Origin of the sequence: Quyinboa mangrovi, assembly GCF_042219825.1 — a bacterium.
GTDB lineage: Bacteria > Bacteroidota > Bacteroidia > Bacteroidales > UBA5342 > JBHJHP01.
In genome coordinates this window covers 144,461-171,067 of record NZ_JBHJHQ010000007.1, presented here as the reverse complement: position 1 = coordinate 171,067, position 26,607 = coordinate 144,461, and the positions used below count along the sequence as shown (strand labels likewise).

Below are 26,607 nucleotides of genomic sequence, written 5' to 3'. Positions count from 1 at the left end.
CCTGATTTTTTTTTTAGAATCCGGCCTTTTTATTGATCTCTGCTATCAGAAACCGGCTCATCTTATACAGATAACGTTTGGTTTTATAAGCAACCACCCAGTTTATGCCGCGCATGGCATTGGAGACAAATACTTCGTCCGAGGTTAGCAAATCTTCAGGCACAAGGCTGTTGCTTTCCTTCAACTCTATATTTTGTTCTGATGCTATTTCCAGGATTACACGGCGCATTACGCCATCCACGCAACCTGTTTTTAACGAAGGCGTAATCAATTTATTCGCCTTGTAAATAAATACATTCGAAGACAAAGCCTCCACCAGCACGTTGTTTTCATTTAGAATCAATATGTCATCTAACTTTCGCCGCTGCATATTAATGCCCGCAAGAACAAGCAAGGCCGCACTGCTGTTTTTAAAATTTCCAAGTTCTGACGAAGATTTGAAATGCTCCTCGTAAGTATCCACAAATAAACCTTTATCGTTCAGTGTAAATTTGTTATCTGCTACCGAATCAACTTCAATCAGAAAATCGACTTCGTTCGTAAGGGGAGCATATTTACCGCCTTCTTTTCTGAACACGGAAATACGAATGCTGTTCCCGTTAAAAAGTTTGTCTGCTTTTATCAGCCTTTCTGCCGACTCTCTCAATAATGAACTATTAACCATTCCCGGAACCATCCGCATAACATCCATTCCGCGAAACAAACGTTCGTAATGGTAATCAAAAAACGGGATGGTTGTGCCCCGGCTGCGCATGGTTTCAAACAATCCGTCTCCATAACGGAATGCACGGTTTTTTATACCTACCGTAAATTCTTTGGCTGGATATAAATCACCGTTAAAACATATGTGTCTTATCATGCCCTGTGTTCATCTAAAATTTCCTGGCACACCGGAAGCAGATCAGCATTTGTGGATATTTTTATGCAGCGCAATTTCGATTTCTGTCCCGCCTGCATGTCACGCTCACTGTCACCTATCATGTACGATTGTGTTCTGTCGATCCGAAAACGCGAAATAGCCTTTTCAATATTCAGGTTCCCTGGTTTACGACACAGGCAACGTTGTATATCGCTGTGATGCGGACAGTAATAAATTTCGGTTAGTGAAACACCGAACTTCTTAAGCTGGTTACGCATTTCAAGATGTACCTTTTCCACGTCAGAAATGGTATATTCGCCTTTAGCTACGCCACCTTGATTTGTGATCACTATAATTAAAAATCCGACATCCTGTAGCAATTTCAGGCCTTCTCCAACACCGGGATTCAGTTTAAAATCCTCTGGTTTGTAGATATAATAATGGCCAACATCGCTGTTTATTGTTCCGTCCCTGTCAATAAATATCGCCTTCCTCATTGTCCTTATTAAAAGGGGTTCAATTTCGAAATAAAATCAAAAATGCTCCCTGGATGTATTAATACCGGAAATATAAATCCGTACACCGCACCCCAAAAATGGGCATCATGCCCCACATTATCAATGTTTTTTCTGCTCATGTAATATGAATAGTAAAGGTAACCCGCACCGAAAATAATTCCCGGAATCGGAATGATTCCAAAAAAATACAACAGGTTCCACGGATCATAAAAAATATTGGCAAACACAACTGCCGACACAGCTCCTGATGCCCCAATAGCCGTATAATATGGATTGTCCTTATGCTTTTTATAGGAAACCGCCGAAGAAACCGGAAGCGCTGTAACGTATAACAGAGTAAATAAAAATGTACCGTTCAACAGATGTGCATTGTTACTTAACTGATTTTCCAGTGAATTAGCAAACATATACAACACAAACATATTTACACCCAAATGCATCCAGTCTGCATGAACCAAACCATGGCTGAACACCCTGTAATATTCCCTGTGATAATTAATTTTATGCGGATTGAACGACAGTTTATTCAACAACACATTATCTCTGAATCCCTGGGCAGATACAAGAGCGGTTAACACAATTATTCCTATCAGCATCATACCAACACTCCCTTTTTAGTCAGTCCACACTCCTGCCACTGTCCGTCGATAAATTCTACCACACCAGCTATTCCGGCCTCAGTCAGAGCTTCAGCAGCTTCGGTAAATGCCAGATCTATGTTTTCCGGATCGTGCGTATCGCTGTTTATAGTGACCCTGATATTCTTATCTGCCAGTAATTTAAAGAATGACTGGTGCGGATAAAAGAATCCCAGTTTCCGGTAAGATTTAGTATTAATTTCAACAATCAAATCCTTTTGGCTGGCAACATCCAATAGCTGTCCTACCAGATCTTTATACCATATCTCATTCACATTGTGATATCTTGATCCATGCTGATACATTTTATCAATATGACCAACAATATCGAAACCATTATGCTCCATCATCTCACAGGAAACTTCCGTGTACCGCCTGGCGAATTTCCGGATATCTCCGTTAAAAATCGTTTTGATACCAAGATCGAACCATTCTACCGGACCATCAACAGACCATGGTGTTCCGTCAGGTAGATAATCGAGATAATGAACAGATGCTATCAGGTAATCAGTTGGTAAAGCCTTTATAAGTTTACTTTGCGGACCAAACATTCCGGGAATATAATCCACCTCCATTCCCAGTAAGATCTCTATCTTATGACAGTATTTTTCTCTGAGTGTCAAAACCTCATTGATATAAAGAGGTATATCGGACGCTCTCATATTCCAATCCGAATGATAAGGCACAGGAGAATGTGATGAAAATCCAAGTTTTGTGAAATCTGACCTCACGGCAGCTTTCACAAACTCCTTTGCATCCGCTCTTCCATCACAATACTGCGTATGACAATGATAATTGGTCCAAAGCATAATCTGCACTTTAGAATTCCTCTCAAATATAACAATCCTGTACTATTCAGCCAATAATTAAAGTTGCTTTTATGTTGTATTACATTTAAAAGTTACGCACAAAAAAACCCACAACACATGCTGCGGGTTCTAATTGGCTATATCTTATCTGTTTAAGCATCTGCATCAAGACAGGCGTTGTAAATTCCCTCGAACATGGTTTTGATATCGCTTGCCGCAACAGCAGAAAATGCGATACGTAAAATATCGCCCAGAGCAATCAGACCAATGCTGTATTTTTCAATCAGAATCTGCCTTACTTTATCAGCTTCCATTCCTTCGCGCAACTTTACGCACATAAAATAACCGGAATTGAAAGGCAGGGCACTAAAATATGTCTTATACTTTTCTTCATTTAACGCTTCTTTTACTGCATCGTAACGCGCTTTCATGATGTCATATTTGCGATCTTTCTCCGTCTGATAATCCGGAGATTCAAACGCATGCAGCAATAACGACTGTGAAATATTTGCGGCATTGGAAATGTTACCCCTCACAGCTCCGGCAGTTTTTGATTCCAAAGCACTATAAATGGCATCATCAGCTCCTTTGAACCCATAAGAGATGAATCCTACACGAAATCCCCATACATAATCTTCCTTTGTCGGCCCATCTACTTTAACTGCCAGCACATTTTCGTGCATATCAGCCAGCTCCGAAAATATTGATTCTGTTGCCACACCATCCTCATAGACCAGTCCGAAATAAGCATCATCCATAACAGCAACGATTTTCTTACCGGCTTCTGCAGCTTCGCTTACGGCAGCAACTATGGCCTTCATTTCGGCAAATGTTGGTGTATAACCGGTCGGGTTATTCGGAAAGTTCAGAATAACGATCTTTTTGTCTCCACCTGACAGCAGTTGCTCTTTCAAAGCTTCAACATCAAATCCCTTATCTTTAAAAGTATTGAATTTAACCAGCTTTGCACCGTATGCATTGGTCAGGATCAGGTTATAATTACCCCAGAATAAATCCGGAACAATTACCTCATCACCGTCATTTACAAACATGTAACCCATCATGCTGATCCCATGAGTCAGCGCATTGGTTACAACCGGAAGGCTGATATTTTTTCCCTTTAGACCCGGATTTTTGTCATAAATCATCTCCTTCCATTTCTTTCGGATATCAGGACGACCAAAACTTGGAGCATAGGGAAAAACCAATGAAGGATCAAGATTAATGTTCTTTTCGATGGATGGCAGACGCATCGGACTGTTATCGTCCTCGATGGCAGCACCAATTGTTGCATTAATCTTAGTTCCCTTGGCTTCAGCAGTCTGCCCCAGGATTCCTTTCTTAGGGAAGAAAATATTTTTCCCTTTTTCCGATAACAAGTCGAAAACGACAGGGCTTTTTGCCTGAATAATGTCGTTTAATTCTTTGGCTTGTGGATTCATAAATGCGGTTTTAATTGATTGAATGATTTTATCCAGGTTAGTTTTAAACCTGTTGCAAAAATAGATGATTTAGTAAACTTCTGCAATATAAATAATGGAAGTAAAGCTCAATCTTACAGAAATTTATTACACATGAAAAAATCGGAAAACTACTTTTGACTGCCGGCTACCGCAATAATCAGATCATCAGGGTTCAGCCATGTTTGAGCCAGCGCCTGAAGGGAATCAGAATTTGTTGCATCCATGGTTTCAAGATAGGTTTCAATAAAGTCAAAATTTAATCCGTTTTCCCACAACGACCGGTAAACATCGGTAATGGCAAACGGTCCGTCAAAGCTGCGCATGATTTCACCGCTCAGATAATTTTTAACCATCTGAAGTTCATCGGCCGGAACCGGTTCATTCCGCAGCAACATCATCTCCTTCCTGATCTCTTCCAGTACCTTATCGCGGTATTCGTTAGCCGTTTCTGTAGAAATTCCCATGTAGGACCCTAAAGGCTGATTCACTACATACGAACCAATGCCGTAGGTGTAACCTTTATCCTCACGTATATTCCGCATAAGCCTGCTTCCGAAATATCCCCCCAATACACCACACAACAACTGAAATGCGGGAAAATCCTTGTCGCCCTTATCCATAATGTGACGACCAGCCTTTATAGCCGACTGAACGCCATCTTTAAGTACTAACCTTACGCCCGGCTTTTCCGGTTCTGCTACATATTCAGGTGATCGGGTTAAAGGTGTTGATCCGTTCCAGCCTACACATAAATACTTGTCAATAATGCTGATCACATTATCATCCACTTTTCCTGAAACAAACAGAGTGCATTTATTGGAAGAATAGTGAGAATTATAAAAATTCTGAAGATGGGCGGTATTAACCTTATCAAAATCTTCTTCTTCTGCTTGCTGTGCATAGGGATGATTCTCGCCCCAAAGTCTTTTACTGAATGCTTTGGCAGCCAAAAGTTTTACTTTTTGCCGGTTTACGAGAAATTCCTGCTTTCTGTTTTCAAGCGTCACCTCAAATTCCTTTTCCGGAAATGAAGGTTCATGCACAATTGAAGCCAGCAAAGGCATCAGTTTGGGCAAATGTTTGGTTAATGCATACAGAGAAAGTGTACTATGATGAAATCCGTTGGTAAACTCCAGAAAAGCACCGTGAAAATCAAGCTGATATGCAATATGGCCGCTGTTAAATGAACGCGAACCTTCTTTAAGCAACGTTCCGGTCAGCAAAGAAACCAAAGGCAATGGCTGATGTACCGTGCCTGCTTCGAACACCACATCGATCTTTACAATTTCCTGATCTCCCCGTGAAAATGCGTACAGCTTTATTCCGTTGCTCATTTCATAAATCTGAGGGGCATCAGGCCGGAAAGGTTCAGCCGGTAAAATCAACGGTATTTTTTTGCTGATGTTCATGCGTCTAACGATTCTGAAAGATAATAAAGTACAGATGTATTCTCTTCACGGAACAACTCACGGCTTACCCTTTGAATGTCGTTGATGCTTACGTTACGGTATTTATCGGATTCGTTATTAATCATTCCGGCATCGCCAAGCGTCTCAAACAACGCCAGGTTCATGGCTTTATTCAAATAGTGCGATTCCTCGAACACATGCGAAGATTCAACTTTGTTTTTTACTTTTTGCAATTCTGTTTCATGAACCGGCTCATTCACAATCGTATCCAGTTCCCAGCGAACCCTCTGCTCGGCTTCCTTTATGGTATATTTCGGATTTACTTTCCCTGTTACATAAAACAATCCGGGTTCGATATCGCCACCGATATATGCATTCAGATCCACAAAAACCGGATCGTTTTTTACCAGACGCTCGTAAAGACGCGATGAATTTCCATTGGATAAGATATCTGAAATCAAGTCGGTAGCATGATAATCCCTGTCGGTTCTGCTACACATATGGAATGCCATAAACAAAGCATTCAAAGGCACATCCCGCTTCAATGTCAGTTCACGACGTTCCGTTTGCCGTGGTTCTACCGGTAACATGCGCGGCATTACATCACGACGTTCAATATCCCCGAACCATGTTTCGGCCATCCTAAACGCATGCTCAGCCTTAATATCTCCGGCTATTGACAGCACGGCATTGTTTGGCGCATAATGTGAATAAAAAAATGCTTTTACTTCATCAATACTGGCATCACGAATATGTTCAATAGTTTTACCGATAGTTGGCCACTGATAAGGGTGCACTTTGTAAGCCAGCGGCCTTGAATACAAGGTTACATCGCCATACGGTTGATTCAGGTAACGCTGTTTAAACTCCTCTATTACGACCTGACGCTGTACATCGAGACTTTTAGACGAAAATGCCAGCCCCCTCATCCTGTCTGATTCCAACCAGAATCCGACCTCTGCATTTTGCTTTGGCAATGTCAGGTAATAATTCGTAAAATCGTTGCTGGTCCATGCATTGTTCTCTCCTCCTGCTTGCTGGACCGGTTCATCGTAAACCGGAACCTCAGGTGTTCCACCAAACATAAGGTGTTCAAACAAATGTGCAAATCCGGTACGTTCATGAGACTCATCCTTTGCCCCAACATTGTATAAAAGATTAACAGCCACCATCGGCGAACACGCATCAAAGTGGTGAACAACTTTAAGTCCGTTGCTCAGAATCTTTTTCGAAAACCGGATCATCAGATTTACTTTTTAGATGACTTTGTTGACTTCTTTGCGGCTGCTTTTTTGGTGGTTTTGCCAGCTGTCTTTTTCCCTTTTGAACCGGAATCCTTGATCAGTTCCATGCATTTTTCCAATGTTAATGCCTCAGGATCGGTTCCTCTGGGTATTTTAAAGTTTTTCTTTTTGTATTTAATATACGGACCAAAACGGCCTTTCAGAATCTGAAGATCAGGTTCCTCATCGAAGGTTTTAATCAAACTGTTTTTTTCCTGTTCACGTTTGGCCTCAATAAGCTCTATGGAACGTTCCAACGTAATGGAAAGCGGATCATCTTCTTTCCCAAGCGATACGAATTTGCTTGCATGGCGCACATAAGGGCCAAACCGGCCAACACCAATCACCACTTTTCCACCTTCGAACTCACCAACTTCGCGCGGCAGTTTAAAGAGCTCCAGCGCCTCCTCTAAAGAAATAGAATTGATGCTCTGACCTTTCAACAAACTTGCAAACTGCGGCTTTTCCTCTTCCTCGGCTGTTCCAACCTGAACCATAGGGCCAAAACGGCCAATCTTTACAGAAACCTGCCGTCCCGTTTTTGGATCGGTACCCAGAATACGTTCACCAACTTTGGTTTCAGAACGTTCCTTGCTTTTCTCCACGGTTGGATGAAAATCCTTGTAAAATTCATCAATGGCTTTTGTCCAGTCCAGTTTCCCCTCCGCAATCACATCAAATTCCTTCTCAACCTCAGCGGTAAAGTTGTAATTCATGATGTCGGTGAAATTCTCATCCAGAAAATCGTTCACCACCATACCTATATCTGTCGGGAAAAGCTTTGACTTTTCGTATCCGTAATTTTCCTTTTTGGTTGTTTCTTTTACAGCGCCATTTTTCAGAACCAGCTCTGCGTATTCCCTTGTATCTCCTTCGCGGCTCTCTTTCACCACATATTCCCGGTTCTGAATGGTAGAAATGGTTGGAGCATATGTAGAAGGACGCCCTATGCCCAATTCCTCCAATTTACGAACCAGACTTGCCTCGGTATACCGCGGCGGTTTCTGAGTGAACCTTTCTGTTGCAACAATCTGACTCAGGTCAAGCTTCTGATCCACTTGCACTGCCGGTAATAATCCGTTTTCTTCGGATCCGTTTTCTTCATCATCAAACGACTCAATATACAGCTTAAGAAAACCATCGAACTTAATGACTTCACCCGTAGCGGTAAAATATTCTTCGTGGCTGCTTACATCTATTTTTATGGTTGTTTTTTCCAACTGTGCATCACTCATCTGTGAGGCCACGGTGCGCTTCCATATTAGTTCATAAAGACGCTGCTCCTGCGCCGAACCGCTTATTTCGTGTTGGTTCACATAGGTAGGACGAATAGCTTCGTGCGCTTCCTGAGCTCCTTTTGATTGCGTTGAAAATTTTCTTACCCTGGAATATTCGGAACCAAACTGCTCAATAATCTCACTTTTCGATGTATTGATCGCCAGACTTGATAAATTAACCGAATCGGTACGCATATATGTAATATGACCCGATTCGTATAAGCGTTGCGCAACGGCCATAGTTTGCGAAACAGAATATCCCAGCTTCCTGCTGGCCTCCTGCTGTAAAGTAGAAGTTGTAAATGGCGGAGCCGGTGATTTTTTGGTCGGCCTTTTAGAAATATCTTCAATAACAAAGCTTGCCCCGGCACAGCCCTGTAAAAATGTTGCTGTCTCTTCGGCTGTTTTAAACCGTTTGGATAATTCTGCTTTTAATATGGTATGATCTCCATTTCCATTGGGAACCAGAAATTCAGCAATGACCCGGAATGACGATTGCGGTTCAAACGCTTCTACTTCACGTTCACGTTCCACAATTAATTTGACAGCTACAGACTGTACCCTTCCGGCAGATAAAGATGGCTTTACCTTTCTCCACAGGATTGGCGAAATTTCAAATCCCACAATGCGGTCAAGTACACGGCGTGCCTGCTGCGCATTTACCAGATGCTGGTCTATTTTACGAGGCGTCTGTATGGCATTAAGAATGGCATCCTTAGTTATCTCATGAAAAACAATGCGTTTTGTTTTTTCTTTATCGAGGTTTAAGGCCTCGGCCAAATGCCAGGCAATTGCTTCTCCCTCACGGTCCTCATCCGATGCAAGCCAAACCGTTTTTGCATCGGCTGCCATCTTCTTTAATTCCGTAACAATTTTTTTCTTGTCCGTTGGAATAGTATAATGAGGTTGATAATTATTTTCCAGATCGATACTTAAATCCCTCTTCTTCAGATCACGGATGTGACCGAAGCTGGACTTCACAACGAAATCTTTACCCAAGAACTTTTCTATTGTTTTTGCTTTGGCGGGGGACTCAACGATCACTAAATTTTCAACCATAACCAGATTCAACCTTTTAAAATTTTTGCAAATTAAAGGATTTCAGTTCTTATAAACCAAATGCAATTCAAAGTTTTATCACAGAACCTATACCTTATATCTATAGATATAAAAAAAATTCATGCAATTATCTATGTCAACGAGACAGCTTTTGTACAATTTGAAATCTCACATTTTTTTGTACTTTTATGCATCATCAAAACCTTGAAATTAATGCTTCCATTAGATAAAGATTTACAAAAACCTAAAAACAGCATCAAAGAATTTAAAGAAATTTCACTGCGTGTGCTGAACTATTTTCCTAATGTAATCAGCAATAGTGAAGAGAAAGGAGATTATCTGATTCTATCTTCAAATCAGGCAGGAAACCTAAAATATGTCAGACCAATTAACCGCAGACTTTTTATTACTGAACCTGAAACATTTAGCAATTCTGTTGAACTATTAAATAATGTACTTCTGAAAATAAAGAACAAAGAAGACGTAACTGATGAAGAAAAACTTACTATTGATAAAGTAGTTTATACCATTCAACAATCTATTGGAGCAGGACTTGATTTACTGGTAAATCCAAATAGTGCCAGGAAGCATGTCGGAAACAGATTTGAAGAATTAATACGTGTAGTTTTTACTGAAATTGGAATATCAAATAGTAAAATCGTTTTGCAAATACCTTACGAGACAGATGAAGGAACTAAAACATATAAATGTGAAAACGATCTTGTTATTTCCCCGTATAATGAAGTTAAGTCAACATCGCAATCGCTGGATGAAAAGGAAGTCGTTGTTTCCATCAAAACGACTTCAAAAGATAGGATGGGTAAAATGTTTATCGACAAACTATTGCTTGAACGGTTTGTCAAACATCCGCAGAAAGTCATTGGAATATTCTTAAACGATGTTCAACGAAAAGAAGAAAATAATATCGGATTTACGCTTGTTTCGGGATTATTTATGGTGTATACCGAGTTTCTGACGAAATTGGAAGGTGTATATTATCTTGACCCTCCGCCTTCAGCCCTTAAGTCACCTTACAATGTTTATATAAGTACATTTTCAGAGCTTCTAACCGGTAAATTGAATGAACTTCTAGCCTCTTAACTTTTTTCTTCTGTTATTGGATTCCATTTCATCTTTGGCTCCAAGAATTCTGATAATATGTTCCTGATCAGACAACCTTTCCTTTATAATATTACAGTATTCAAGATTAAGTTCTGTCCCTAACCAACGCCTTTTATAAGCTTCTGCCACAGCATAGGTTGTACCTGAACCACCAAACGGATCCAGTATTAAGCTATCTTGATTTGAAGAAGACAGGATTATTTTTCTAAGTAATTCCACTGGTTTTTGTGTAAGATGAGGATATTTCTCCCACGCACCATTTGAAATGGTCGGTATCTCAAACACATCTTTAGGTTTGGCACCTAAAGGATTGGGCTCCCATACATAATCCTTTTTACCATTTGAATATTGAGAGGTTTCAGCCTGAGTTCTTTTTGGATATTTTAAAGTATGCTCATTATATGGAATCCTTACGTCATCAATATTAAAAATAAAGTCTTTTGACTTTCTAAAATGCAAAATACTTTCGTGTGAACGGCCCCAGTCACTACCAAGGTTTGCTTTGTTCCTGTAAAACCAAACCAGCCATTTACAACCTTTAAATAAATGAGATGCAGACCATTTAATATCTGCCAGTATTTCCGAAAAACCACAAACATAAAGCGATCCCGTTTTTTTCAACACCCGGTGAGCCTCAGATATCCATTCCATACTCCATTCTACATATTCATTTTGAGAAGAAAATGTATCCCACTCTGCCTTTTTAATATTATATGGAGGATCGGCAAAAATCAGATCAACAGAATTAGAATCCAGTTGTTTTAAATACTTTATGGCGTCATAATTATACAGATTCCCATACTGTGCTGAAAAATAAGGTTTTATAGTTTCATCTGCCTTTACAGGCTTATATTGTAGCTCTAACTGTAGCTCTTCTACCAGATTCAACACCTGTCCTTCGGAGTAAACCCGATAATTATTTATCGGATGCCGTATACTTTTAAATTTTCCGCTCTTATCCCATCTTCTAAGGGTTTCAGAACTTACATTAAGTTTTTCAGCAGCCTGACTAATTGACAAATACTTCTCCATATCATTAAACAACCTTATACATCTTTATACAACAAATATATAAATTTTGAACTAAAAAACTCAGATATAAACGTATGATTTTGCATCATTTTATGGCTTTCATATTATCATACAAATCAAAAATAATTGTACGATATTTGTTTTATTTTACAATATTCGTATATTTGTACCGTTATTGTAAAAATTAAAATCAAATGTCTGATCATAAATCAAATCCGAAATACAAACAAATTGTTGAAACGGCACATGATCTCTTCTGGAAATTTGGCATCAAAAGGGTTACCATTGAAGAGATCTGTTCTGAATCAGGAGTTAGCAAAATGACCTTTTACAGATTCTTCCCCAATAAAATTGAACTGGCCAAAGTTGTTATTTCCACCCTTTTTGAAAAAGTTGAAAAGGACTACAAAGCCTTGATGTCACGCGACATTCCTTTTGAAGAAAAGATAAAGGAACAGGTAAGATTGAAGTTCGAAGGCACCGTCAACATAAGTGAGGCTTTCGTTGCAGATGTATATTCAGGATGGAATGATGAATTAAAAGCTTTCTTCAATGAAATTACTATCAGGATGGTGAATATGGTGAGGGACGATTATGTAAAGGCACAAAAAAAAGGCGCAATACGAAAAGACGTCAACATTGATTTTATTTTTTACCTGAGCAACAAAATGACAGAGATGGTTTCAGATCCTCAACTGATTGCCATGTACAATAACAATGTTCAGCATGTCATTATGGAATTTATAAATATGATGTTTTACGGGATTATTCCCCGGAAAGATGAATAAACTACTTACCATATTAATTATTACTGCCGGCATATTGCACTTTACTAAAGCAATTGCGCAGGATTCCGAAAAGACTTTCGAACTCAGGGGGCAGGCAATCTCGTGGTTACACTACAACCCATCCAATGAAAAGTCTCTTCTGATTGGTGGCAGGTATTTACCACAAATCAATTACCGGCTGAATCTGAAGAACAACAGACTTTTCGATCTGGAAGTGTCAGGCAACATGTTTGGGTCAGCCTCTATTGATCCGTTTACCAATGCTGAAACCGATGGAAAAATAAAACCATACCGTGCATGGATACGCTACAGCGCACCTCAGCTCGAAATACGGGCAGGACTCCAAAAGATCAACTTTGGTTCAGCCAACATGCTTCGTCCATTAATGTGGTTCGACCAGATAGATCCGCGTGATCCTTTAAAGCTAACAGATGGCGTGTGGGGAGTATTAGGACGGTATTACTTTTTAAACAATGCCAACATTTGGTTGTGGGGATTAGCCGGAAATAAAAACCCAAAAGGCTGGGAACAGGCGCAAACCAATACCAGGTATCCTGAACTCGGTGGCCGTTTTCAGTTTCCGGTTCTGTCGGGTGAATCCGGCATCACCTATCATCACAGATTTGCAAGCACAACAAATTTAACAGATTACAACCTGCCCGTTTTTACAAAAATACCGGAAAACAGATTTGGATTTGATCTCAGGATGGATTATGTCATCGGATTCTGGGTGGAAGGATCATGGATTAATAAACAGGCAGATCTGGGATGGCTCAAAAATCAGGAAGTTTTCAATGCCGGTGCTGACTACACTTTTGGAATTGGCAGCGGCTTGTATGCCGCATTTGAACAGCTGGTATTTTCGTTTGACGAAAAGGCTTTTGCCATGAACCAGACAGCGACGTTCTCACTGCTTTCCTTATCTTATCCAATTGGTATATTTGATCAAATCAGTGCCATCATGTATTATGACTGGAACAACGACAATGCATATAACTTTATCAACTATCAGAGGCAGTTCAATAAGCTTACACTTTATGTTATGGCATACTGGAATCCTGAGAATTTTAACGTGCCGCTTCAGGGTGGAACAACGAATATTTTCGGAGGGAAAGGCATACAACTGATGCTGGTATTTAATCATTAAAACTGAAACAATCGTCAGATACCGGATTAACAACCGGAAAGACATTAAACTAATATATTATGGAAATCATCACGATTGAACATCTCACTAAAAAGTTTCCGGCAGGAAACAGTGAGTTTACAGCCTTAAAAGATGTAAATCTGAGCTTTGGCAAAGGAGAATTTGCCGGGCTGGTCGGGCCAAGCGGATCTGGAAAAACAACCCTGCTGAATATTATAGGATCCCTGGATGTGCCTTCTGAAGGTTCAGCCGCAGTTTTAGGACAATCGGTTTCAGACCTGAGCCATAAACAATCGGCTAAACTACGAAACCTGCACATCGGTTTTATTTTTCAAACCTATAATCTTCTTCCGGTTTATACGGTCTTCGAAAATGTAGAATTTGCCCTGCTTTTACAAAATCTGACAAGTGCACAACGCAGAAAAATGGTAATGGAAGCTTTGGAGTGGGTCGGACTCACGGATAAAGCAAAATCAAAGCCTTCACAACTTTCGGGCGGCGAAAGTCAACGTGTAGCCATAGCAAGATCCATGGTAAAAAAACCGGAAATTGTTCTGGCTGATGAACCAACAGCAAATCTGGACTCAAAGAATTCACACCATATACTGCAAACCATGGTAAAACTGAACGAGGAACTTCAAACAACATTCATTTTTGCTACACACGACGAAAAAGTGATGCAGTACCTGAGACGAAAAATAACTCTCTCTGATGGCAAAGTAGCCAGTGATGAAATAATGAAACCTCAAAAGGTTAAGGTTCAACCTTAAATATACTGCTATGATTGCAATACGATTAGCTTTTAAAAATTTACTGGGTGCAGGCCTGCGCACCTGGCTTAATGCCGGTGTGCTTTCATTCGCATTCTTCCTGATTATTTTTTATAACGGTTTGTTTGAAGGATGGAATGTTCAGGCAAAACATGATACCCAGGCATGGGAAGTAGGCAAAGGCGAACTTTGGCACCCTGATTTTGATCCGTTGGACGTTTATACTTTTCAGGATGCACATGCACCTATATCACCTGAAATTCAAAACCTTATAAAGAAAGATGAACTGACACCAATTTTGTATAGTCAGGCATCCGTGTATCCTCAAGGTCGGATGATGACGGTTCTTCTGAAAGGAATTGATCCGGAACAGAAGATCCTGGAATTACCGACAAAGGAATTGGAAGCAACATCAGATTTTCTCCCTGCAATAATAGGAAAGAGAATGGCCAGGGCAATGAAGACTGAAAAAGGGAAGACACTGTTGGTGCGCTGGAGAGACAAAAACGGAACCTTTGATGCCCGTGAAGTAAAAATTGTGGACGTATTTGAAACCATAGTCCCTACAGTTGATGCAGGAATTATTTGGCTTCCTCTTGATAAACTGCAGAAAATGACCGGGATGCAAAATGAAGCAACCATTTTTGTTGCAGGCAATAGTTATCCGGGAGGAGATATTGAAAACTGGAAATTCAAGGATCAGAACTACCTTTTTAAGGATATTGACATGTTGATCAAATCCAAAAAAGGCGGATCCTCTTTGTTATGGGGACTGATTTTGATTTTGGCTTTACTGGCCATTTTTGACACACAGGTTTTGTCGATCTTCAGGCGTCAGAAAGAAATAGGAACATACATTGCACTTGGAATGACCCGGTGGCAGGTCGTCAGGATCTTTACGGTAGAAGGTACAGCATACAGCATATTTGCAGCCATACTGACTACAATCTACGGAACACCGGTCTTCTATTACCTGGCAAACAAAGGCTTCCCGCTACCCATGGGAGACGCAGATATCGGTATTGCCATGTCTGATGTGATTTATCCTTACTTCTCACTGGGACTGATTGTATCCACCGTATTACTGGTGATACTAACAGCTACTATTGTGAGTTTTATTCCGGCACGTAAAATCGCCCGGCTCAAACCAACTGAAGCACTTAAAGGTAAAATACAATGATAAAATTCTTATTTAAAGGCATACTCAGAGATAAGAACCGCAGCGTAATCCCAATTATCATTGTGGCACTCGGAGTAACACTAACCGTGTTCCTTAGCACCTGGATGAGAGGTATCTTTTCCGATATGATAAACATGAATGCGAATTATGAACTCGGTCATCTGAAAATAACGACGCATGCATATGCCGAAAGTACGATGGCAGCCAATGATCTTGCACTTCTTGACGTAAAAGAATTAATCGAAAGATTACATAAGGAATTTCCAGATGTTGAATGGGTTGAACGCACCAAATTCGGTGGACTACTGGATGTAGCTGATGCAAAGGGAGAAACCAGGGCACAGGGACCAGCCATTGGTCAGGCCATAGACTTTTTCTCAAAAGGAAGCAAAGAAGCAGAACGCATGAATATCCCAAAATCCATTGTTAAAGGAAAGCTGCCTTCAGAACCTGGAGATGCACTGATCAGCGATATGTTTGCAGAAAAATATGATGTAAGGGTAGGCAGTGAGGTTACCCTGTTTGGATCGACCATGTATGGAAGCATGATGTTTTATAATTTTAAAGTTTGCGGAACCGTAAGGTTCGGGAACCAGCAACTGGATAGAGGAGCTATACTGATTGATATTACAGATGCTCAGAAAGCCTTTGATATGCAGAATGCTTCCGGTGAAATTCTGGGGTTCATGAAAGATGGCTACAATATGGATGGAGCCGAAGCTATTAAACAAAAATTTAATGCCGAATATTACAATCCTAACGATGAATTTTCGCCTGAAATGCGACAATTGAAAGATCAGAACGGAATGGATGTTTATATAACGGCGATGAACATGATGGGCACTATTTTCACCTTTATCTTTGTAGTGGCCATGAGTATTGTGTTGTGGAACATGGGCCTTTTGGGGGGATTAAGGCGTTACACAGAATTTGGCGTACGCCTGGCTCTTGGCGAAGATAAAACACACATATACCTTTCACTGATATATGAAGCTGCCCTTATTGGAACAATAGGATCAGTTATAGGAACGATTATTGGACTGAGCGTTGGATATTATCTGCAGATTAACGGTCTGGATCTGGGCATTAATTTCCAGGGCAGCAGCATGATGTTGCCAACGGTTTTCAGAACAGAGGTTACTCCTGAAGCTTACTATATTGGATTTATTCCGGGTATAATTGCAATGGTTCTGGGCAATGCTTTGTCCGGAATTGGAATCTATAAGCGACAAACAGCACGACTGTTTAATGAACTGGAAGTGTAGACAATTACGAATGAAGAATTAGGAATTAGGAATTAGGAATTAGGAAAACAAGAATCAAGACACAGGATTAATTACTATTAGATATGAAAAACATTAAATTTATACTGGCCGGGTTGGTACTTATTTTTACACCTGGACTTATTCAGGCACAACCAACTGCAAAACAAATCATCGACAAAGTGGATCAGAATTTGTCATCAGATAACCGCGTAATGGAATCTTCCATGACCATTCATGGCAGAAGAGCAAGCCGGACGATTACCTCCAAAACATATTCTGTAGGGACTACAAAATCCTTTACAGAATATCTTTCACCGGCCCGGGAAGAAGGCACTAAAATGTTAAAGCTGGAAGATCAGCTTTGGATTTACGCTCCTTCTACAGACCGAACCATCCAGATCTCCGGCCATATGCTACGGCAAAGTGTAATGGGTTCCGACCTTTCGTACGAAGATATGATGGATGACCGCAAACTGACCGATATTTACGATGCAGCTTTGATTGGGGAAGAAGAAATTGATGGTCGCAACACCTACAAGCTGGAGATGATAGCCAATGTGCCTGATGTGGCTTACTACAAACGAGTGATGTGGATAGATACCGAACGTTTTGTTCCCTTAAAAGAAGAATTATATGCCAAAAGCGGGCAGTTACTAAAACGCACAACGCTCTCTGATGTCAGAAAGGTTGACGGCCGCTGGTTCCCTATGAAGATGGTGTACAAAGATATGCTGAAACAAGGCGAAGGCACTGAGTTCGAAATCACCGATATCAAATTCAACCAGGACATACCGGAATATATTTTTACTAAAGCAGCATTAAAGCAATGATCAATTAGGAATGAAGAATTAGGAATTATTACGAATCGTATTTAAAATACTTCCGATAATTCTCAATAATTCTTCAGAATCAACTAAAATATGACAACTATCTGTCTCAGAAATGTAATTGGTTTTCGTTAATAATCGGATCCAATAATGTGTTTCCCTTGCTTCTTTATAAGCAATAGTCATTTTTGCAAAAAAATCCTTTTTGCTTTGTCCTCCAATTGCCTCCTCTACATTAGCACCAATAGAGGTTCCGGATCTTAACAGCTGTTTGGAAAGTACAAATTCTTTTTTTTCTACGTTTAAGAATTTGTACATCTCAACGATTTTAATTGCAAAATCGAATGACTTTTCCTGAATAATATTTTCTCTTTTCATAAGATTGATTTTGGGTCTTATAAAAATAAGAAAAATCCCCCAATTCCTAATTCTTCATTCCTAATTCATAATTAAGCATCAGTGCCACTTAACCCTTGTATAGTGTTTCATCTTTTTAAACTGATCAGGAATCGTTTTAAGAATGGTTTTGTGTAGTCGATCAATCAGAGCCTCTTTGGTGAAACTGTTATGAACCACAATACTTACCTCTCTTACCGGCTCCGGTTCGCTGAATCGCTTTACAGAGACTGATCCTGCCCTATTGCCAACCGACAATTCCGGAACCAGAGTATATCCCAGCTTTTTTTCCACCAGCCCCTTTAATGCCTCAATGGAGCCGCTATCGTATTCAAACTTAAGCCTTTTGCCCGCAAGCGTTGTGGAACAGATAGCCAGGGCCTGATCACGGAAACAATGGCCTTCCTCCAGAACGAGTATCTCCTCAGGGTTGAGCATGTCTGCAGTTAAGTTTTCAACCCTATTTAGTTTGTGATCGTCCGGAAGATAAAGCAGAAACGGTTCATAATACAACGGAATGGTTCTGATGGCCTTGTCGTTGAGCGGCGTCGAAAGTATGGCTATATCCAGCATGCCGTTTTTCAGTTTGTCAATAATATGGTCGGTTTGCAATTCCGTAATTTTAAGCCTTGTTTGGGGATTCTCAGTTAAAAATCCCGGTAAAAAACGAGGCAGAATATACGGTGATATGGTCGGGATAATTCCTAAGCGATACTCGCCTTCCAGCATTTCTGTTTCGTTGTAGACAAAAGCCTTCATTTCTTCAACCTCACGCAATATCTGCCGTGCCTTGATAATTATTTTCTCCCCTGCAGCTGTTGGAATTAACGGCTTCCGGTTCCGGTCAAACAACCGTACGCCAATTTCATCTTCCAGTTTTTTAACCTGCATGGTCAGTGTTGGTTGGGTAACATAACACTTTTCTGCAGCCGTAACAAAATGCCGGTAGTTATCCAGCGCTATTACATATTCCAGTTGTTGTAATGTCATAATTATAGATTTTATCTATACAAAGATAGATATTATCGATTTGATTGATATTATTTTAATCCGGATATTTGTAACAGATAAAAACAAAACATAAAATATAAAAACGAAATATTATGAACAGAATAGGTTTAGACAAACAAAAATCAGTTGCATTATCACAGAAGCTGAACGATTTACTGGCCAACTACCAGGTATTTTACATGAACGTAAGAGGATTTCACTGGAACATAAAAGGTGAAAAGTTTTTTGAATTACATGTCAAATTCGAGGAGTTATACAATGATCTGCTGATTAAAGTTGATGAATTAGCAGAACGGGTACTGACACTGGCGGAAACTCCGGTCCACTCTTACAGCGACTATCTGGAAAATTCAGAAGTGAAAGAGTTGAAAAATGTCAGCGATGCCCAGGGAACAGTTAGTTCTGTTTTAGATAGTTTTGAAATACTGATAAAAAAACAGCGGGACATTCTCGACCTGAGTGATGAAGCAAATGATGAAGGAACAAATGCCTTAATGAGTGACTATATCAGAGAACAGGAAAAACTGGTCTGGATGTACAGTGCATTTCTGGCGAACTAATCATCGAATTAAACCCGGACAGCAAAAAATCATAACTCACTGTAATTTTCCGTATGGAAATTACTCTCCAATTAAAAGGATTCAGGATTCTATTCCGGATCCTTTTTTATTTTATAACCTAATGCAAAAAAAGTTTAAAAGTCTGTTTTATTTCCTTATTAAAAAAAATAAGGCATACATTTGCATCCGAATTTTAAAACACTATCACATGGACGAAGGCCCGTATCATAGTCAGTTTATTTATTAACCAGTCTGTAAGGGCACTTCAGGTTTCCTTGCAGATTTCATGTAAGGAGGCATAATCATGATAAAAATCTTCAAAACATTTGGCGGATACAACGAGATCTCCAAAGTAGAAAAAGGTTGCTGGATTAATGTAACCAAACCAACGAATGAAGAAATCCAAAAAATTACGTCTGAATTCAGATTACCGGCGGATTTACAGAATGACATTCTGGATGCTGATGAACGACCACGTGTTGAGTTCGAAGACGAATGGACACTGATCATTTTACGTATTCCGGTAGAACAAACCAACAATGGTGTGCCGTTTTACACGGTTCCGCTGGCCATTTTCATAACCGATGATTTTACACTCACGATCTGCCTCCAGGATAATGATGTACTACCCATCGGTCAACCCTCTCCTTTCAGGGAACAGTACAGCCAGATAACGGACAATATCAATTTTATTCTGCGCCTTTTTCTCCGTTCAGGCAACCTGTATCTGAAGTATCTGAAACAGATTAACCAGATGACCTCAGCCATTGAACAGGATCTTGAAAAGTCCATTAAAAACAGGGAACTGAATAAGTTATTGAAGATGGAGAAATGCCTGGTCTATTTCATCACATCCATTAAAGCAAATGAAATAGTACTGGCCAAACTCCGTACTTCGAAAAAAATAACCTCAGAAATCAATGAAGATTTGCTGGAAGATGCCATCATTGAAAATAAACAGGCGCTCGAAATGGCGCAGATCTATTCCGATATTCAGAGTGGTATGATGGATGCCTTTGCTTCCGTTATTTCAAATAATCTGAACGTAGTGATGAAGCAACTCACCCTTATTTCCATTATTCTAATGATCCCAACCTTAATAGCCAGTATATTTGGAATGAACATACACAATGGTATGGAGAACAGTCTTTGGGCAATGCCGGCTATTATTTCCGGGTCACTGATATTTTCAATACTAGGCGTATTATTATTCCGAAAACGGCAGTGGTTCTGATCCGAAAAAATGAACCTGAAAATCACATATCATTCCATATATTGATTCTCAGGTTCTGACAACAAGCAAACGGATTGTAGTTTGCGTTGTATATATATTGGTTTTTGAATGTTACAGGGCTACTTTCCCCTGATAATTGAGATGAGGAGAGATATAACGGCAAGAACAAGTAGAATGTGGATAAGTCCTCCGACAGAATAGACAAAGAATCCGAATATCCAACCGACAACAAGGACTACTGCTATTAAATAAAGTATTGATCTCATAATTATTTGTTTTAAAAAGTTAATATGCTATTCTAACATTCTGCTGTTCACGTCAACATATATTGTATATAACAAAACCATGCCAACAAGAACAACTCCCACTAAGACCTGATTATCTGTATTTTACAAAACACACTTATATTCATACTGTAGAAAAATGCACCACATGTGTTGAATTTTCCCGAACCTTTAGGAAAAATATCCCAAAACGGATAGTGATTGTCGGAACTAACAACTAAATATTATAGTTTTCGCTTTCAACCTTATGAAGCGACCTGTACTATTACGCTTTACATAATCAATATATATTCTATTAAAGTACTTATTTACAGTATATTAAAAATATAAATATATTTTTTAGTGACGTTAACTATATTTTTTAGTTTAAAAACTAGATTATTTAGTTATATTTGTGATATAAATTGTTTGATTATGAAAAAACTGACGCAAAAAGAAGAAGAAATCATGAATTTCTATTGGGAGAAAGGCCCAATGTTTGTCAAGGAACTGGTTGAACTTTATGCAGATCAGAAATTACATTACAATACTTTATCAACTATGGTTCGGGCACTTGAGGAAAAGGGCTACCTGGATCATGAACAATTTGGAAATACTTACCGGTACTTTCCGGCGATAACTCAGGAAGAATATCGTACAAAAACACTGAGCACTGTGGTAAAAAAGTACTTCAACAATTCGTATCAGAATGTGGTATCACAATTCGTTGAGGACCAAAACATCTCAGTGAAGGAACTTAAGAAAATCATCAAGAAAATAGAAAACAGCAAAAAAGAAACGAAATGACACCATTTCTGACATATCTGCTGAAATCGACATTGAGTCTGGTTGTTTTCTACCTGGTTTACAAAGGTTTTATGAGCCAAATGAAAACCCATCATCTCAATCGCTTCGTTTTGTTGGGAATCATATTGAGTTCAGCCATAATTCCTTTTCTGAATTTCTCATTCATCCCCGAAAAAAATCACATTGTTCCATTAAATGTGCTACAGGAGCTGTTCGCCCCGCTCACATTTGATATCACAGAAAAGGCAGCTCCGGCAACAGAAACACTGGCTTACAAACACCTTCTTACACCAGGAACTATCATTCATTTAACCTATTTCATTGGCATAGCACTGCTGATTCTAAAACTCATTATATCCCTTTTCAAAATTGTTCAGCTGATCCGAAAAGCCGAACGCGTTCACATCAAAGATGTGATGATAGCCATCGTAAAAGAGATGGTTCAACCGTTTACCTTTATGAACCGGATTGTGATGAATCAACACGACTATGAAAAAGACAGGGACATCATTATTGCACACGAAAAAGCACATATTCAATTTAACCATGCAACAGATTTGTTCGTTCTGGAGCTGTTTACCCTGTTCCATTGGTTCAACCCCTTTATGTGGCTTTTAAGGCGTGATCTGAAACTGATTCACGAATACCAGGCTGATGAGGCCGTCATTAATACAGGCATCGATGCACAAACATACCAACTGTTGGTCCTTGAAAAAGCTGTGGGTGAAAGACGTTTTGCCCTGGCAAATCAATTTATTCAAAAACCAATTTTAAAACGATTTAAAATGATTCAAAAAACGAATAAACCAAGATGGGCCGGACTCAAACTACTTTTGTTTGTGCCCCTGGCAGTCCTGATACTCCAGGCATTTTCCCGACCCGAAGCGATAAATAATATTGCTTCTGCAGTACCTCTTTTTTCTGTTCAGGACAGTTCGCAGCAATGGCTAAGCTTATGGACGCTTACAAATGTCAATAAAGTAAGGGAAAACATTCATGTAAAACAGGTTCATATTCCAACTGCTGAGGAAGCGAAAAACGGTATGCCGATTCCTGAAGCTGAACCAAATCTTCCACCAATGAAAGAAAAAAATGTTTTGATCATCAAGATAAACAGGCTGAATGAATTTCTGGTTGAAAATGAAAGATCAAATCTGGAAGGTGCTATAAACAGTGTTGAAAATTTCATTAATGGAAATCCTGCACTGAAAACTCAGCATCTCAGTCCGGAATATTCTGAAAAGAAAATTGGAAACCTGGGAATGCAGAAGATACCTAAAGGCGTCATCAGCATACAGTTTGACAAAGCAACAGACAAGGACGTAGTGGATGATCTGCTCAGAGGCATAGGTAAAAAATACCTGGCTTTGCGACAAAACAAAGCAGAACAATTGTTTCAAAATGATTATTTTAAGCTAACTATTGAGCAAAGAAAGATCATTAATGAAATCGTACCGGTCAGGATTTCCTTTGCAAGTCCCAAAGCAGTAGCACCACCTCCGCCCCCGCCACCGCCAAAAAAACTGAAATAACAATAGCACGGACAAGCGCATTAGTGACTTGTCCGTTTCATTTTATAAACCCATAAACACTTATTAATTCTTAAAAAAATAGCTACTTCATTGCAGCATTTAGTAATTTTGGTTCTAAATAAAAAACTGCAGAACGATGAGCGATAATTATCTGACCTTTTCACTTTCTGTTTTCACCGGTTTCTTTGCCATTATGAACCCTATTGCCAATACGCCTATTTTCATGGGCTTAGTGGGCGACAGCAGTGATGACGTAAAAAAGCGCATTGCCAAAAGAGCCACAATTACGGCATTTGTTATTGTAACCGCATTTGTTATTCTTGGAAAGTATATTTTTGAGTTATTTGGCATTACCATACCGGCGTTTAAAATGACCGGTGGCATCCTGATATTTTATATCGGTTTCGAGATGTTGCTTTCTCAGAAATCAAAAGTCCATACACAGGAACACATTGAAGTGGATGACGGTGTTGCAATTTCGCCACTTGCCATTCCTATTCTTGCAGGTCCGGGAACCATCGTTTCGGCTATGAATAACGTCACCAATGCTGATTTTTTGCATATCGGTATTGTGATTGCCATATTTGCACTGATGGTTTTTCTTACCTATCTCGCTTTTGCTTTAAGTGAAAAAATCGTAGACAAACTGGGGCATAACCTGATCGCTGTTATGGGCAAGTTGATGGGACTGATTCTGGCCATTATAGGCGCAGGCATGACCATTGATGGCATTAAACTGGCATTTAATATCGGATAAGGGAAAACATTATACTTTCCCTGAAGCTTTATTTTTCGTCCCTGCTCCCTCATTGAAAACCTGATTAGAGTCCCTTTCCCTGTATCGCTAAAGCTTCATCAGAAATACAAAATGACCACGGAATAATCTGACACAAAAATTCTTTTCTGATAAAATTTCCTTATTTCAAATTTATCTCCTAATTTTCAGCTATACGCGTTAGAGCTAATTAGGATGATCAAAAAGCTATGCCATATTATAACCTTGATGGGGATTGTTTTTCTTGTTTCGGGATGTAAACTTTATACCGCCTACAATGATGTTATGCACAGTCACATTGAAGCATCTGAAAAAGCTCATCAGGGTGAACCACGATTGGAGATCCAGAACAATATTCCGGTTTTGCACCTTTATGGCACTCCGTCCGAGATGGGATCTCAGTACGGATCAATACTCAAGACACAACTTTCATCAGTCGTTTTTATGGTCGAGAAAGTATTCCCCAAACGAATGATCAGAAAATACCTGGCTTTTGCCGATAAGGCAGAATCTTCATTGCCCTCCGACTATAAAGCATTCATTAAAGCTATGGCTGAAAGCTCAGAGATTGATTATAAAAAACTCCTGGCTATGAATATCGTTCCTAAAACGTCTTGTTCAGTGCTGGCGGTTTGGGATCAGGCTACACCCGATGGAAGCCTGATGATGGGAAGAAATGCCGATTACAACCTGAAAAAAATCAATAAAGCGCTTGGGATTATTATTGTAAAACACCCGAAAACAGGATATGCCACAGTGGCCTCGTCATTCATCGGGTTGGTTGGTTCTTTAACCGGAATAAACGAAAAAGGAGTTTGCTTCGGCAATATGCTGGTAAAAAACAGCCGAAAAGATTCAACGCAGATTGATGGTTTACCTATTCACCTGTGGATGCAGATCGGCAGTGAAAAGTCTGCAAGCGCACGCGAAATGATAAATTTTCTGACGCTACAAAAACAAATGATTCCGATAAATGTGATGTGCGCTGACACTTCAGAAGCCATCATTGCCGAACTTGGTCTCAATAGATTTTCTGTACGAGAAGGAAGTAAAGGCGTCCTGGCATCGTCTAACTATTTTTACAGTTCAGAGATGTATTCTAAACCTGAGATTGACAACCGTTTTGCATGTCTGATGCTGAATGCCCGTGATCATTACGGCGAATTCAGCCTGAATTATTTGCAGGATGCCATGTATGATGCCCGCGTCCCAAATAAAAATTTACAGTGTGTACTTTTTGAGCCCTCAAAAATGTTAATGCATGTGAGCATGAATAAAGTTCCGGCCTCTAAAGGGCCTTTCTTTACCGTGGATGTAAAAAAATTACTTAAGGAATAATTGTTTCACCAACTTTTCCTGATTTACATTGTTATACTATTCCCAAATAACCTGATATTTCTTTAAGTGCCGTGCCTTATGTGATACTTAAATTTTAAAGAAATCACTTAAATTATATATCATGTTTTTACTTATTCTCACTTTCGGAATTCTGTTTGGCACCATTTTACAGTATGCTAAACTTAACAGATTTAATACCATTAGTGGTCTTGCCACACTCTCTGACCTTACTGTTGCAAAAGCATTGGCAGTTGCGGTTGGCATTGGCGCAATCCTTTTAAACGTCGAGATCGGACTCGGATTGGCGACTTTTCACGTCAAGCCATTTATAGCAGTTGGAATTATGGCCGGCGGCTTGATCTTTGGAGCCGGAATGGCCATCCTTGGATATTGTCCGGGGACCATGGCAGTTTCTCTGGGCGAAGGGTCAGTCGATGCATTCACCGGCATTATCGGAGGTTTAGCCGGAGGATTTGTGTTTACGGCGCTGTTCCCTCACATTCAGGCAATTCTTGGTCCTGACTGGGGTAAGCTCTCTCTTGATTCTCTTATTCACAACCGGATTTTATTCTACATCTTTACGTTAATGCTTGGCATTATGCTGATCCTTTTGGCCTTCCGGATGCATAAGATGGACAAAAAGAGTGATTATAAATGGCTGGTTTCTGGCATTGCATTAGCCGTCCTGAACCTGATTGTGTTCTTAACCGCCACAACCAACAGGCCAATAGGTGCTTCCACCTCGTATCCTTATGTCGCAGATGTTTTAACCAGCACAACATCCGGCACCTACTTTTCGAAAATTGCCACACCCGGACACTGGGAATTAATATTTCTTGCCGGTGCCTTTATAGCTGGCTTAGTGTTCTCACTTATCAGAAAGGAGTTTAAACTTACGTTAATTCATGATAACTGGCAAAAATATCATGGTTCCAATAAGATGAAACGAATTATATGGTCGTTTACAGGTGGTTTCATCCTGATCTTTGGGGCAAGAATGGCTGGAGGCTGCACCAGTGGTCACATATTATCCGGAGGTATGCAGCTTGCCATCAGCAGTCTTGTATTTGCAGGATTTGTTTTTGTCGGGTTACTGATTACAGGGAAACTTTTTTATAGAAATTCAAAATAAACCCGATATTACAGATTAATATTTCAACTAATGTAATCAGCAAGTTTCTTAAAATTGACTTAAAATAACTATCAAAATATCATACAAAGAAGCTGGTTTTTAATAATATTTAA

General features: G+C 39.7%; 26 protein-coding genes. 14 read left to right on the top strand and 12 right to left on the bottom strand.

The genetic code is table 11. The features are described 5' to 3' along the window. Positions 1 to 13: 13 nt before the first annotated feature. From ACE1ET_RS15875 to topA, 8 genes are all read right to left on the bottom strand, one after another. Complete coding sequence (locus ACE1ET_RS15875; protein ID WP_375729403.1) at positions 14 to 859, bottom strand: aminotransferase class IV; 846 nt, start codon at positions 857 to 859, stop codon at positions 14 to 16. Then, positions 856 to 1,356, bottom strand: coding sequence for a D-glycero-alpha-D-manno-heptose-1,7-bisphosphate 7-phosphatase (locus ACE1ET_RS15870; protein WP_375729402.1), 501 nt, complete (start codon positions 1,354 to 1,356; stop codon positions 856 to 858). The genes ACE1ET_RS15875 and ACE1ET_RS15870 overlap by 4 nt, the downstream gene beginning before the upstream one ends. Positions 1,357 to 1,364: 8 nt before the next feature. Continuing rightward, the gene (locus tag ACE1ET_RS15865; protein WP_375729401.1) at positions 1,365 to 1,976 is read right to left on the bottom strand and encodes a rhomboid family intramembrane serine protease; all 612 of its coding nucleotides are present in this window, start codon (positions 1,974 to 1,976) and stop codon (positions 1,365 to 1,367) included. Continuing rightward, positions 1,973 to 2,824 (bottom strand): histidinol-phosphatase, encoded by an 852-nt coding sequence (locus ACE1ET_RS15860; RefSeq protein WP_375729400.1) that lies wholly within the window; start codon positions 2,822 to 2,824, stop codon positions 1,973 to 1,975. Before ACE1ET_RS15860 ends, ACE1ET_RS15865 begins: the two co-directional genes overlap by 4 nt. 152 nt (positions 2,825 to 2,976) lie before the next feature. Continuing rightward, positions 2,977 to 4,266, bottom strand: a complete 1,290-nt coding sequence (locus ACE1ET_RS15855; protein ID WP_375729399.1) for an aminotransferase class I/II-fold pyridoxal phosphate-dependent enzyme — start codon at positions 4,264 to 4,266, stop codon at positions 2,977 to 2,979. 149 nt (positions 4,267 to 4,415) lie between these two features. Beyond that, complete coding sequence (locus ACE1ET_RS15850; RefSeq protein ID WP_375729398.1) at positions 4,416 to 5,696, bottom strand: M16 family metallopeptidase; 1,281 nt, start codon at positions 5,694 to 5,696, stop codon at positions 4,416 to 4,418. Next, positions 5,693 to 6,940, bottom strand: coding sequence for a M16 family metallopeptidase (locus ACE1ET_RS15845; protein ID WP_375729397.1), 1,248 nt, complete (start codon positions 6,938 to 6,940; stop codon positions 5,693 to 5,695). Before ACE1ET_RS15845 ends, ACE1ET_RS15850 begins: the two co-directional genes overlap by 4 nt. A 5-nt stretch (positions 6,941 to 6,945) precedes the next feature. Beyond that, on the bottom strand, positions 6,946 to 9,315 hold the full coding sequence (topA, locus tag ACE1ET_RS15840) for a type I DNA topoisomerase (RefSeq protein WP_375729396.1): 2,370 nt from the start codon (positions 9,313 to 9,315) through the stop codon (positions 6,946 to 6,948). Positions 9,316 to 9,528: 213 nt separating this feature from the next. Here topA and ACE1ET_RS15835 point away from each other — a divergent pair, with 213 nt between their 5' ends. Further along, positions 9,529 to 10,416: a hypothetical protein gene (locus ACE1ET_RS15835; RefSeq protein ID WP_375729395.1), complete on the top strand. Its 888-nt coding sequence runs from the start codon at positions 9,529 to 9,531 to the stop codon at positions 10,414 to 10,416. Here ACE1ET_RS15835 and ACE1ET_RS15830 read toward each other — a convergent pair. After that, the gene (locus ACE1ET_RS15830) at positions 10,405 to 11,469 is read right to left on the bottom strand and encodes a DNA methyltransferase (protein WP_375729394.1); all 1,065 of its coding nucleotides are present in this window, start codon (positions 11,467 to 11,469) and stop codon (positions 10,405 to 10,407) included. The genes ACE1ET_RS15835 and ACE1ET_RS15830 overlap by 12 nt on opposite strands. A gap of 194 nt (positions 11,470 to 11,663) precedes the next feature. Between ACE1ET_RS15830 and ACE1ET_RS15825 the strand changes: the two genes are divergently transcribed. The 6 genes from ACE1ET_RS15825 (at position 11,664) to ACE1ET_RS15800 (ending at position 17,449) form a co-directional block, all read left to right on the top strand. Next, positions 11,664 to 12,257 carry a TetR/AcrR family transcriptional regulator gene (locus tag ACE1ET_RS15825; protein ID WP_375729393.1) on the top strand — a complete coding sequence of 198 codons (594 nt, stop codon included), beginning with the start codon at positions 11,664 to 11,666 and terminating at the stop codon, positions 12,255 to 12,257. Further along, the gene (locus tag ACE1ET_RS15820; protein WP_375729392.1) at positions 12,250 to 13,404 is read left to right on the top strand and encodes a hypothetical protein; all 1,155 of its coding nucleotides are present in this window, start codon (positions 12,250 to 12,252) and stop codon (positions 13,402 to 13,404) included. The genes ACE1ET_RS15825 and ACE1ET_RS15820 overlap by 8 nt, the downstream gene beginning before the upstream one ends. Before the next feature lie 59 nt (positions 13,405 to 13,463). After that, positions 13,464 to 14,174, top strand: coding sequence for an ABC transporter ATP-binding protein (locus ACE1ET_RS15815; protein ID WP_375729391.1), 711 nt, complete (start codon positions 13,464 to 13,466; stop codon positions 14,172 to 14,174). Positions 14,175 to 14,184: 10 nt separating this feature from the next. After that, positions 14,185 to 15,354: an ABC transporter permease gene (locus ACE1ET_RS15810; RefSeq protein ID WP_375729390.1), complete on the top strand. Its 1,170-nt coding sequence runs from the start codon at positions 14,185 to 14,187 to the stop codon at positions 15,352 to 15,354. Next, positions 15,351 to 16,619, top strand: coding sequence for an ABC transporter permease (locus ACE1ET_RS15805; protein WP_375729389.1), 1,269 nt, complete (start codon positions 15,351 to 15,353; stop codon positions 16,617 to 16,619). Before ACE1ET_RS15810 ends, ACE1ET_RS15805 begins: the two co-directional genes overlap by 4 nt. An 83-nt stretch (positions 16,620 to 16,702) precedes the next feature. Then, positions 16,703 to 17,449, top strand: coding sequence for an outer membrane lipoprotein-sorting protein (locus tag ACE1ET_RS15800; RefSeq protein WP_375729388.1), 747 nt, complete (start codon positions 16,703 to 16,705; stop codon positions 17,447 to 17,449). Positions 17,450 to 17,467: 18 nt separating this feature from the next. Here ACE1ET_RS15800 and ACE1ET_RS15795 read toward each other — a convergent pair whose 3' ends face one another. Next, positions 17,468 to 17,824, bottom strand: a complete 357-nt coding sequence (locus ACE1ET_RS15795) for a four helix bundle protein (protein WP_375729387.1) — start codon at positions 17,822 to 17,824, stop codon at positions 17,468 to 17,470. Positions 17,825 to 17,902: 78 nt separating this feature from the next. After that, positions 17,903 to 18,832: a hydrogen peroxide-inducible genes activator gene (locus tag ACE1ET_RS15790; protein ID WP_375729386.1), complete on the bottom strand. Its 930-nt coding sequence runs from the start codon at positions 18,830 to 18,832 to the stop codon at positions 17,903 to 17,905. Between the two features lie 113 nt (positions 18,833 to 18,945). Between ACE1ET_RS15790 and ACE1ET_RS15785 the strand changes: the two genes are divergently transcribed. Together ACE1ET_RS15785 and ACE1ET_RS15780 are read left to right on the top strand one after the other, a co-directional pair. Further along, complete coding sequence (locus ACE1ET_RS15785; protein WP_375729385.1) at positions 18,946 to 19,413, top strand: Dps family protein; 468 nt, start codon at positions 18,946 to 18,948, stop codon at positions 19,411 to 19,413. Positions 19,414 to 19,717: 304 nt separating this feature from the next. Next, complete coding sequence (locus tag ACE1ET_RS15780) at positions 19,718 to 20,647, top strand: magnesium transporter CorA family protein (RefSeq protein WP_375729384.1); 930 nt, start codon at positions 19,718 to 19,720, stop codon at positions 20,645 to 20,647. Positions 20,648 to 20,766: 119 nt separating this feature from the next. Here the strand turns inward: ACE1ET_RS15780 and ACE1ET_RS15775 are convergent, their stop codons facing one another. After that, complete coding sequence (locus ACE1ET_RS15775) at positions 20,767 to 20,913, bottom strand: lmo0937 family membrane protein (protein WP_375721525.1); 147 nt, start codon at positions 20,911 to 20,913, stop codon at positions 20,767 to 20,769. 432 nt (positions 20,914 to 21,345) lie between these two features. Here ACE1ET_RS15775 and ACE1ET_RS15770 point away from each other — a divergent pair, with 432 nt between their 5' ends. From ACE1ET_RS15770 to ACE1ET_RS15750, 5 genes are all read left to right on the top strand, one after another. Continuing rightward, entirely contained in the window at positions 21,346 to 21,717 is a 372-nt protein-coding gene (locus tag ACE1ET_RS15770; RefSeq protein ID WP_375729383.1) for a BlaI/MecI/CopY family transcriptional regulator, read from the top strand. Next, positions 21,714 to 23,249: a M56 family metallopeptidase gene (locus ACE1ET_RS15765; RefSeq protein ID WP_375729382.1), complete on the top strand. Its 1,536-nt coding sequence runs from the start codon at positions 21,714 to 21,716 to the stop codon at positions 23,247 to 23,249. The genes ACE1ET_RS15770 and ACE1ET_RS15765 overlap by 4 nt, the downstream gene beginning before the upstream one ends. A 136-nt stretch (positions 23,250 to 23,385) precedes the next feature. Then, a complete protein-coding gene (locus ACE1ET_RS15760) occupies positions 23,386 to 24,006 on the top strand; it encodes a MarC family protein (protein WP_375729381.1) in 621 nt (206 codons plus the stop codon). Positions 24,007 to 24,219: 213 nt separating this feature from the next. Beyond that, positions 24,220 to 25,362, top strand: a complete 1,143-nt coding sequence (locus ACE1ET_RS15755) for a C45 family autoproteolytic acyltransferase/hydrolase (protein WP_375729380.1) — start codon at positions 24,220 to 24,222, stop codon at positions 25,360 to 25,362. Positions 25,363 to 25,483: 121 nt separating this feature from the next. Then, complete coding sequence (locus ACE1ET_RS15750) at positions 25,484 to 26,494, top strand: YeeE/YedE thiosulfate transporter family protein (protein ID WP_375729379.1); 1,011 nt, start codon at positions 25,484 to 25,486, stop codon at positions 26,492 to 26,494. Positions 26,495 to 26,607: the final 113 nt, after the last annotated feature.

Coding starts and splice junctions, on each gene's coding strand:
- ACE1ET_RS15775 (WP_375721525.1), bottom strand. CDS start 20,913: ATGAGATCAATACTTTATTTAATAGCAGTAGTCCTTGTTGTCGGTTGG.
- ACE1ET_RS15870 (WP_375729402.1), bottom strand. CDS start 1,356: ATGAGGAAGGCGATATTTATTGACAGGGACGGAACAATAAACAGCGAT.
- ACE1ET_RS15860 (WP_375729400.1), bottom strand. CDS start 2,824: ATGCTTTGGACCAATTATCATTGTCATACGCAGTATTGTGATGGAAGA.
- ACE1ET_RS15785 (WP_375729385.1), top strand. CDS start 18,946: ATGAACAGAATAGGTTTAGACAAACAAAAATCAGTTGCATTATCACAG.
- ACE1ET_RS15845 (WP_375729397.1), bottom strand. CDS start 6,940: ATGATCCGGTTTTCGAAAAAGATTCTGAGCAACGGACTTAAAGTTGTT.
- ACE1ET_RS15765 (WP_375729382.1), top strand. CDS start 21,714: ATGACACCATTTCTGACATATCTGCTGAAATCGACATTGAGTCTGGTT.
- ACE1ET_RS15755 (WP_375729380.1), top strand. CDS start 24,220: ATGATCAAAAAGCTATGCCATATTATAACCTTGATGGGGATTGTTTTT.
- ACE1ET_RS15760 (WP_375729381.1), top strand. CDS start 23,386: ATGAGCGATAATTATCTGACCTTTTCACTTTCTGTTTTCACCGGTTTC.
- ACE1ET_RS15855 (WP_375729399.1), bottom strand. CDS start 4,266: ATGAATCCACAAGCCAAAGAATTAAACGACATTATTCAGGCAAAAAGC.
- ACE1ET_RS15865 (WP_375729401.1), bottom strand. CDS start 1,976: ATGATGCTGATAGGAATAATTGTGTTAACCGCTCTTGTATCTGCCCAG.
- ACE1ET_RS15805 (WP_375729389.1), top strand. CDS start 15,351: ATGATAAAATTCTTATTTAAAGGCATACTCAGAGATAAGAACCGCAGC.
- ACE1ET_RS15790 (WP_375729386.1), bottom strand. CDS start 18,832: ATGACATTACAACAACTGGAATATGTAATAGCGCTGGATAACTACCGG.
- ACE1ET_RS15850 (WP_375729398.1), bottom strand. CDS start 5,696: ATGAACATCAGCAAAAAAATACCGTTGATTTTACCGGCTGAACCTTTC.
- ACE1ET_RS15815 (WP_375729391.1), top strand. CDS start 13,464: ATGGAAATCATCACGATTGAACATCTCACTAAAAAGTTTCCGGCAGGA.
- ACE1ET_RS15780 (WP_375729384.1), top strand. CDS start 19,718: ATGATAAAAATCTTCAAAACATTTGGCGGATACAACGAGATCTCCAAA.
- ACE1ET_RS15875 (WP_375729403.1), bottom strand. CDS start 859: ATGATAAGACACATATGTTTTAACGGTGATTTATATCCAGCCAAAGAA.
- topA (WP_375729396.1), bottom strand. CDS start 9,315: ATGGTTGAAAATTTAGTGATCGTTGAGTCCCCCGCCAAAGCAAAAACA.
- ACE1ET_RS15830 (WP_375729394.1), bottom strand. CDS start 11,469: ATGGAGAAGTATTTGTCAATTAGTCAGGCTGCTGAAAAACTTAATGTA.
- ACE1ET_RS15800 (WP_375729388.1), top strand. CDS start 16,703: ATGAAAAACATTAAATTTATACTGGCCGGGTTGGTACTTATTTTTACA.
- ACE1ET_RS15795 (WP_375729387.1), bottom strand. CDS start 17,824: ATGAAAAGAGAAAATATTATTCAGGAAAAGTCATTCGATTTTGCAATT.
- ACE1ET_RS15820 (WP_375729392.1), top strand. CDS start 12,250: ATGAATAAACTACTTACCATATTAATTATTACTGCCGGCATATTGCAC.
- ACE1ET_RS15770 (WP_375729383.1), top strand. CDS start 21,346: ATGAAAAAACTGACGCAAAAAGAAGAAGAAATCATGAATTTCTATTGG.
- ACE1ET_RS15810 (WP_375729390.1), top strand. CDS start 14,185: ATGATTGCAATACGATTAGCTTTTAAAAATTTACTGGGTGCAGGCCTG.
- ACE1ET_RS15835 (WP_375729395.1), top strand. CDS start 9,529: ATGCTTCCATTAGATAAAGATTTACAAAAACCTAAAAACAGCATCAAA.
- ACE1ET_RS15825 (WP_375729393.1), top strand. CDS start 11,664: ATGTCTGATCATAAATCAAATCCGAAATACAAACAAATTGTTGAAACG.
- ACE1ET_RS15750 (WP_375729379.1), top strand. CDS start 25,484: ATGTTTTTACTTATTCTCACTTTCGGAATTCTGTTTGGCACCATTTTA.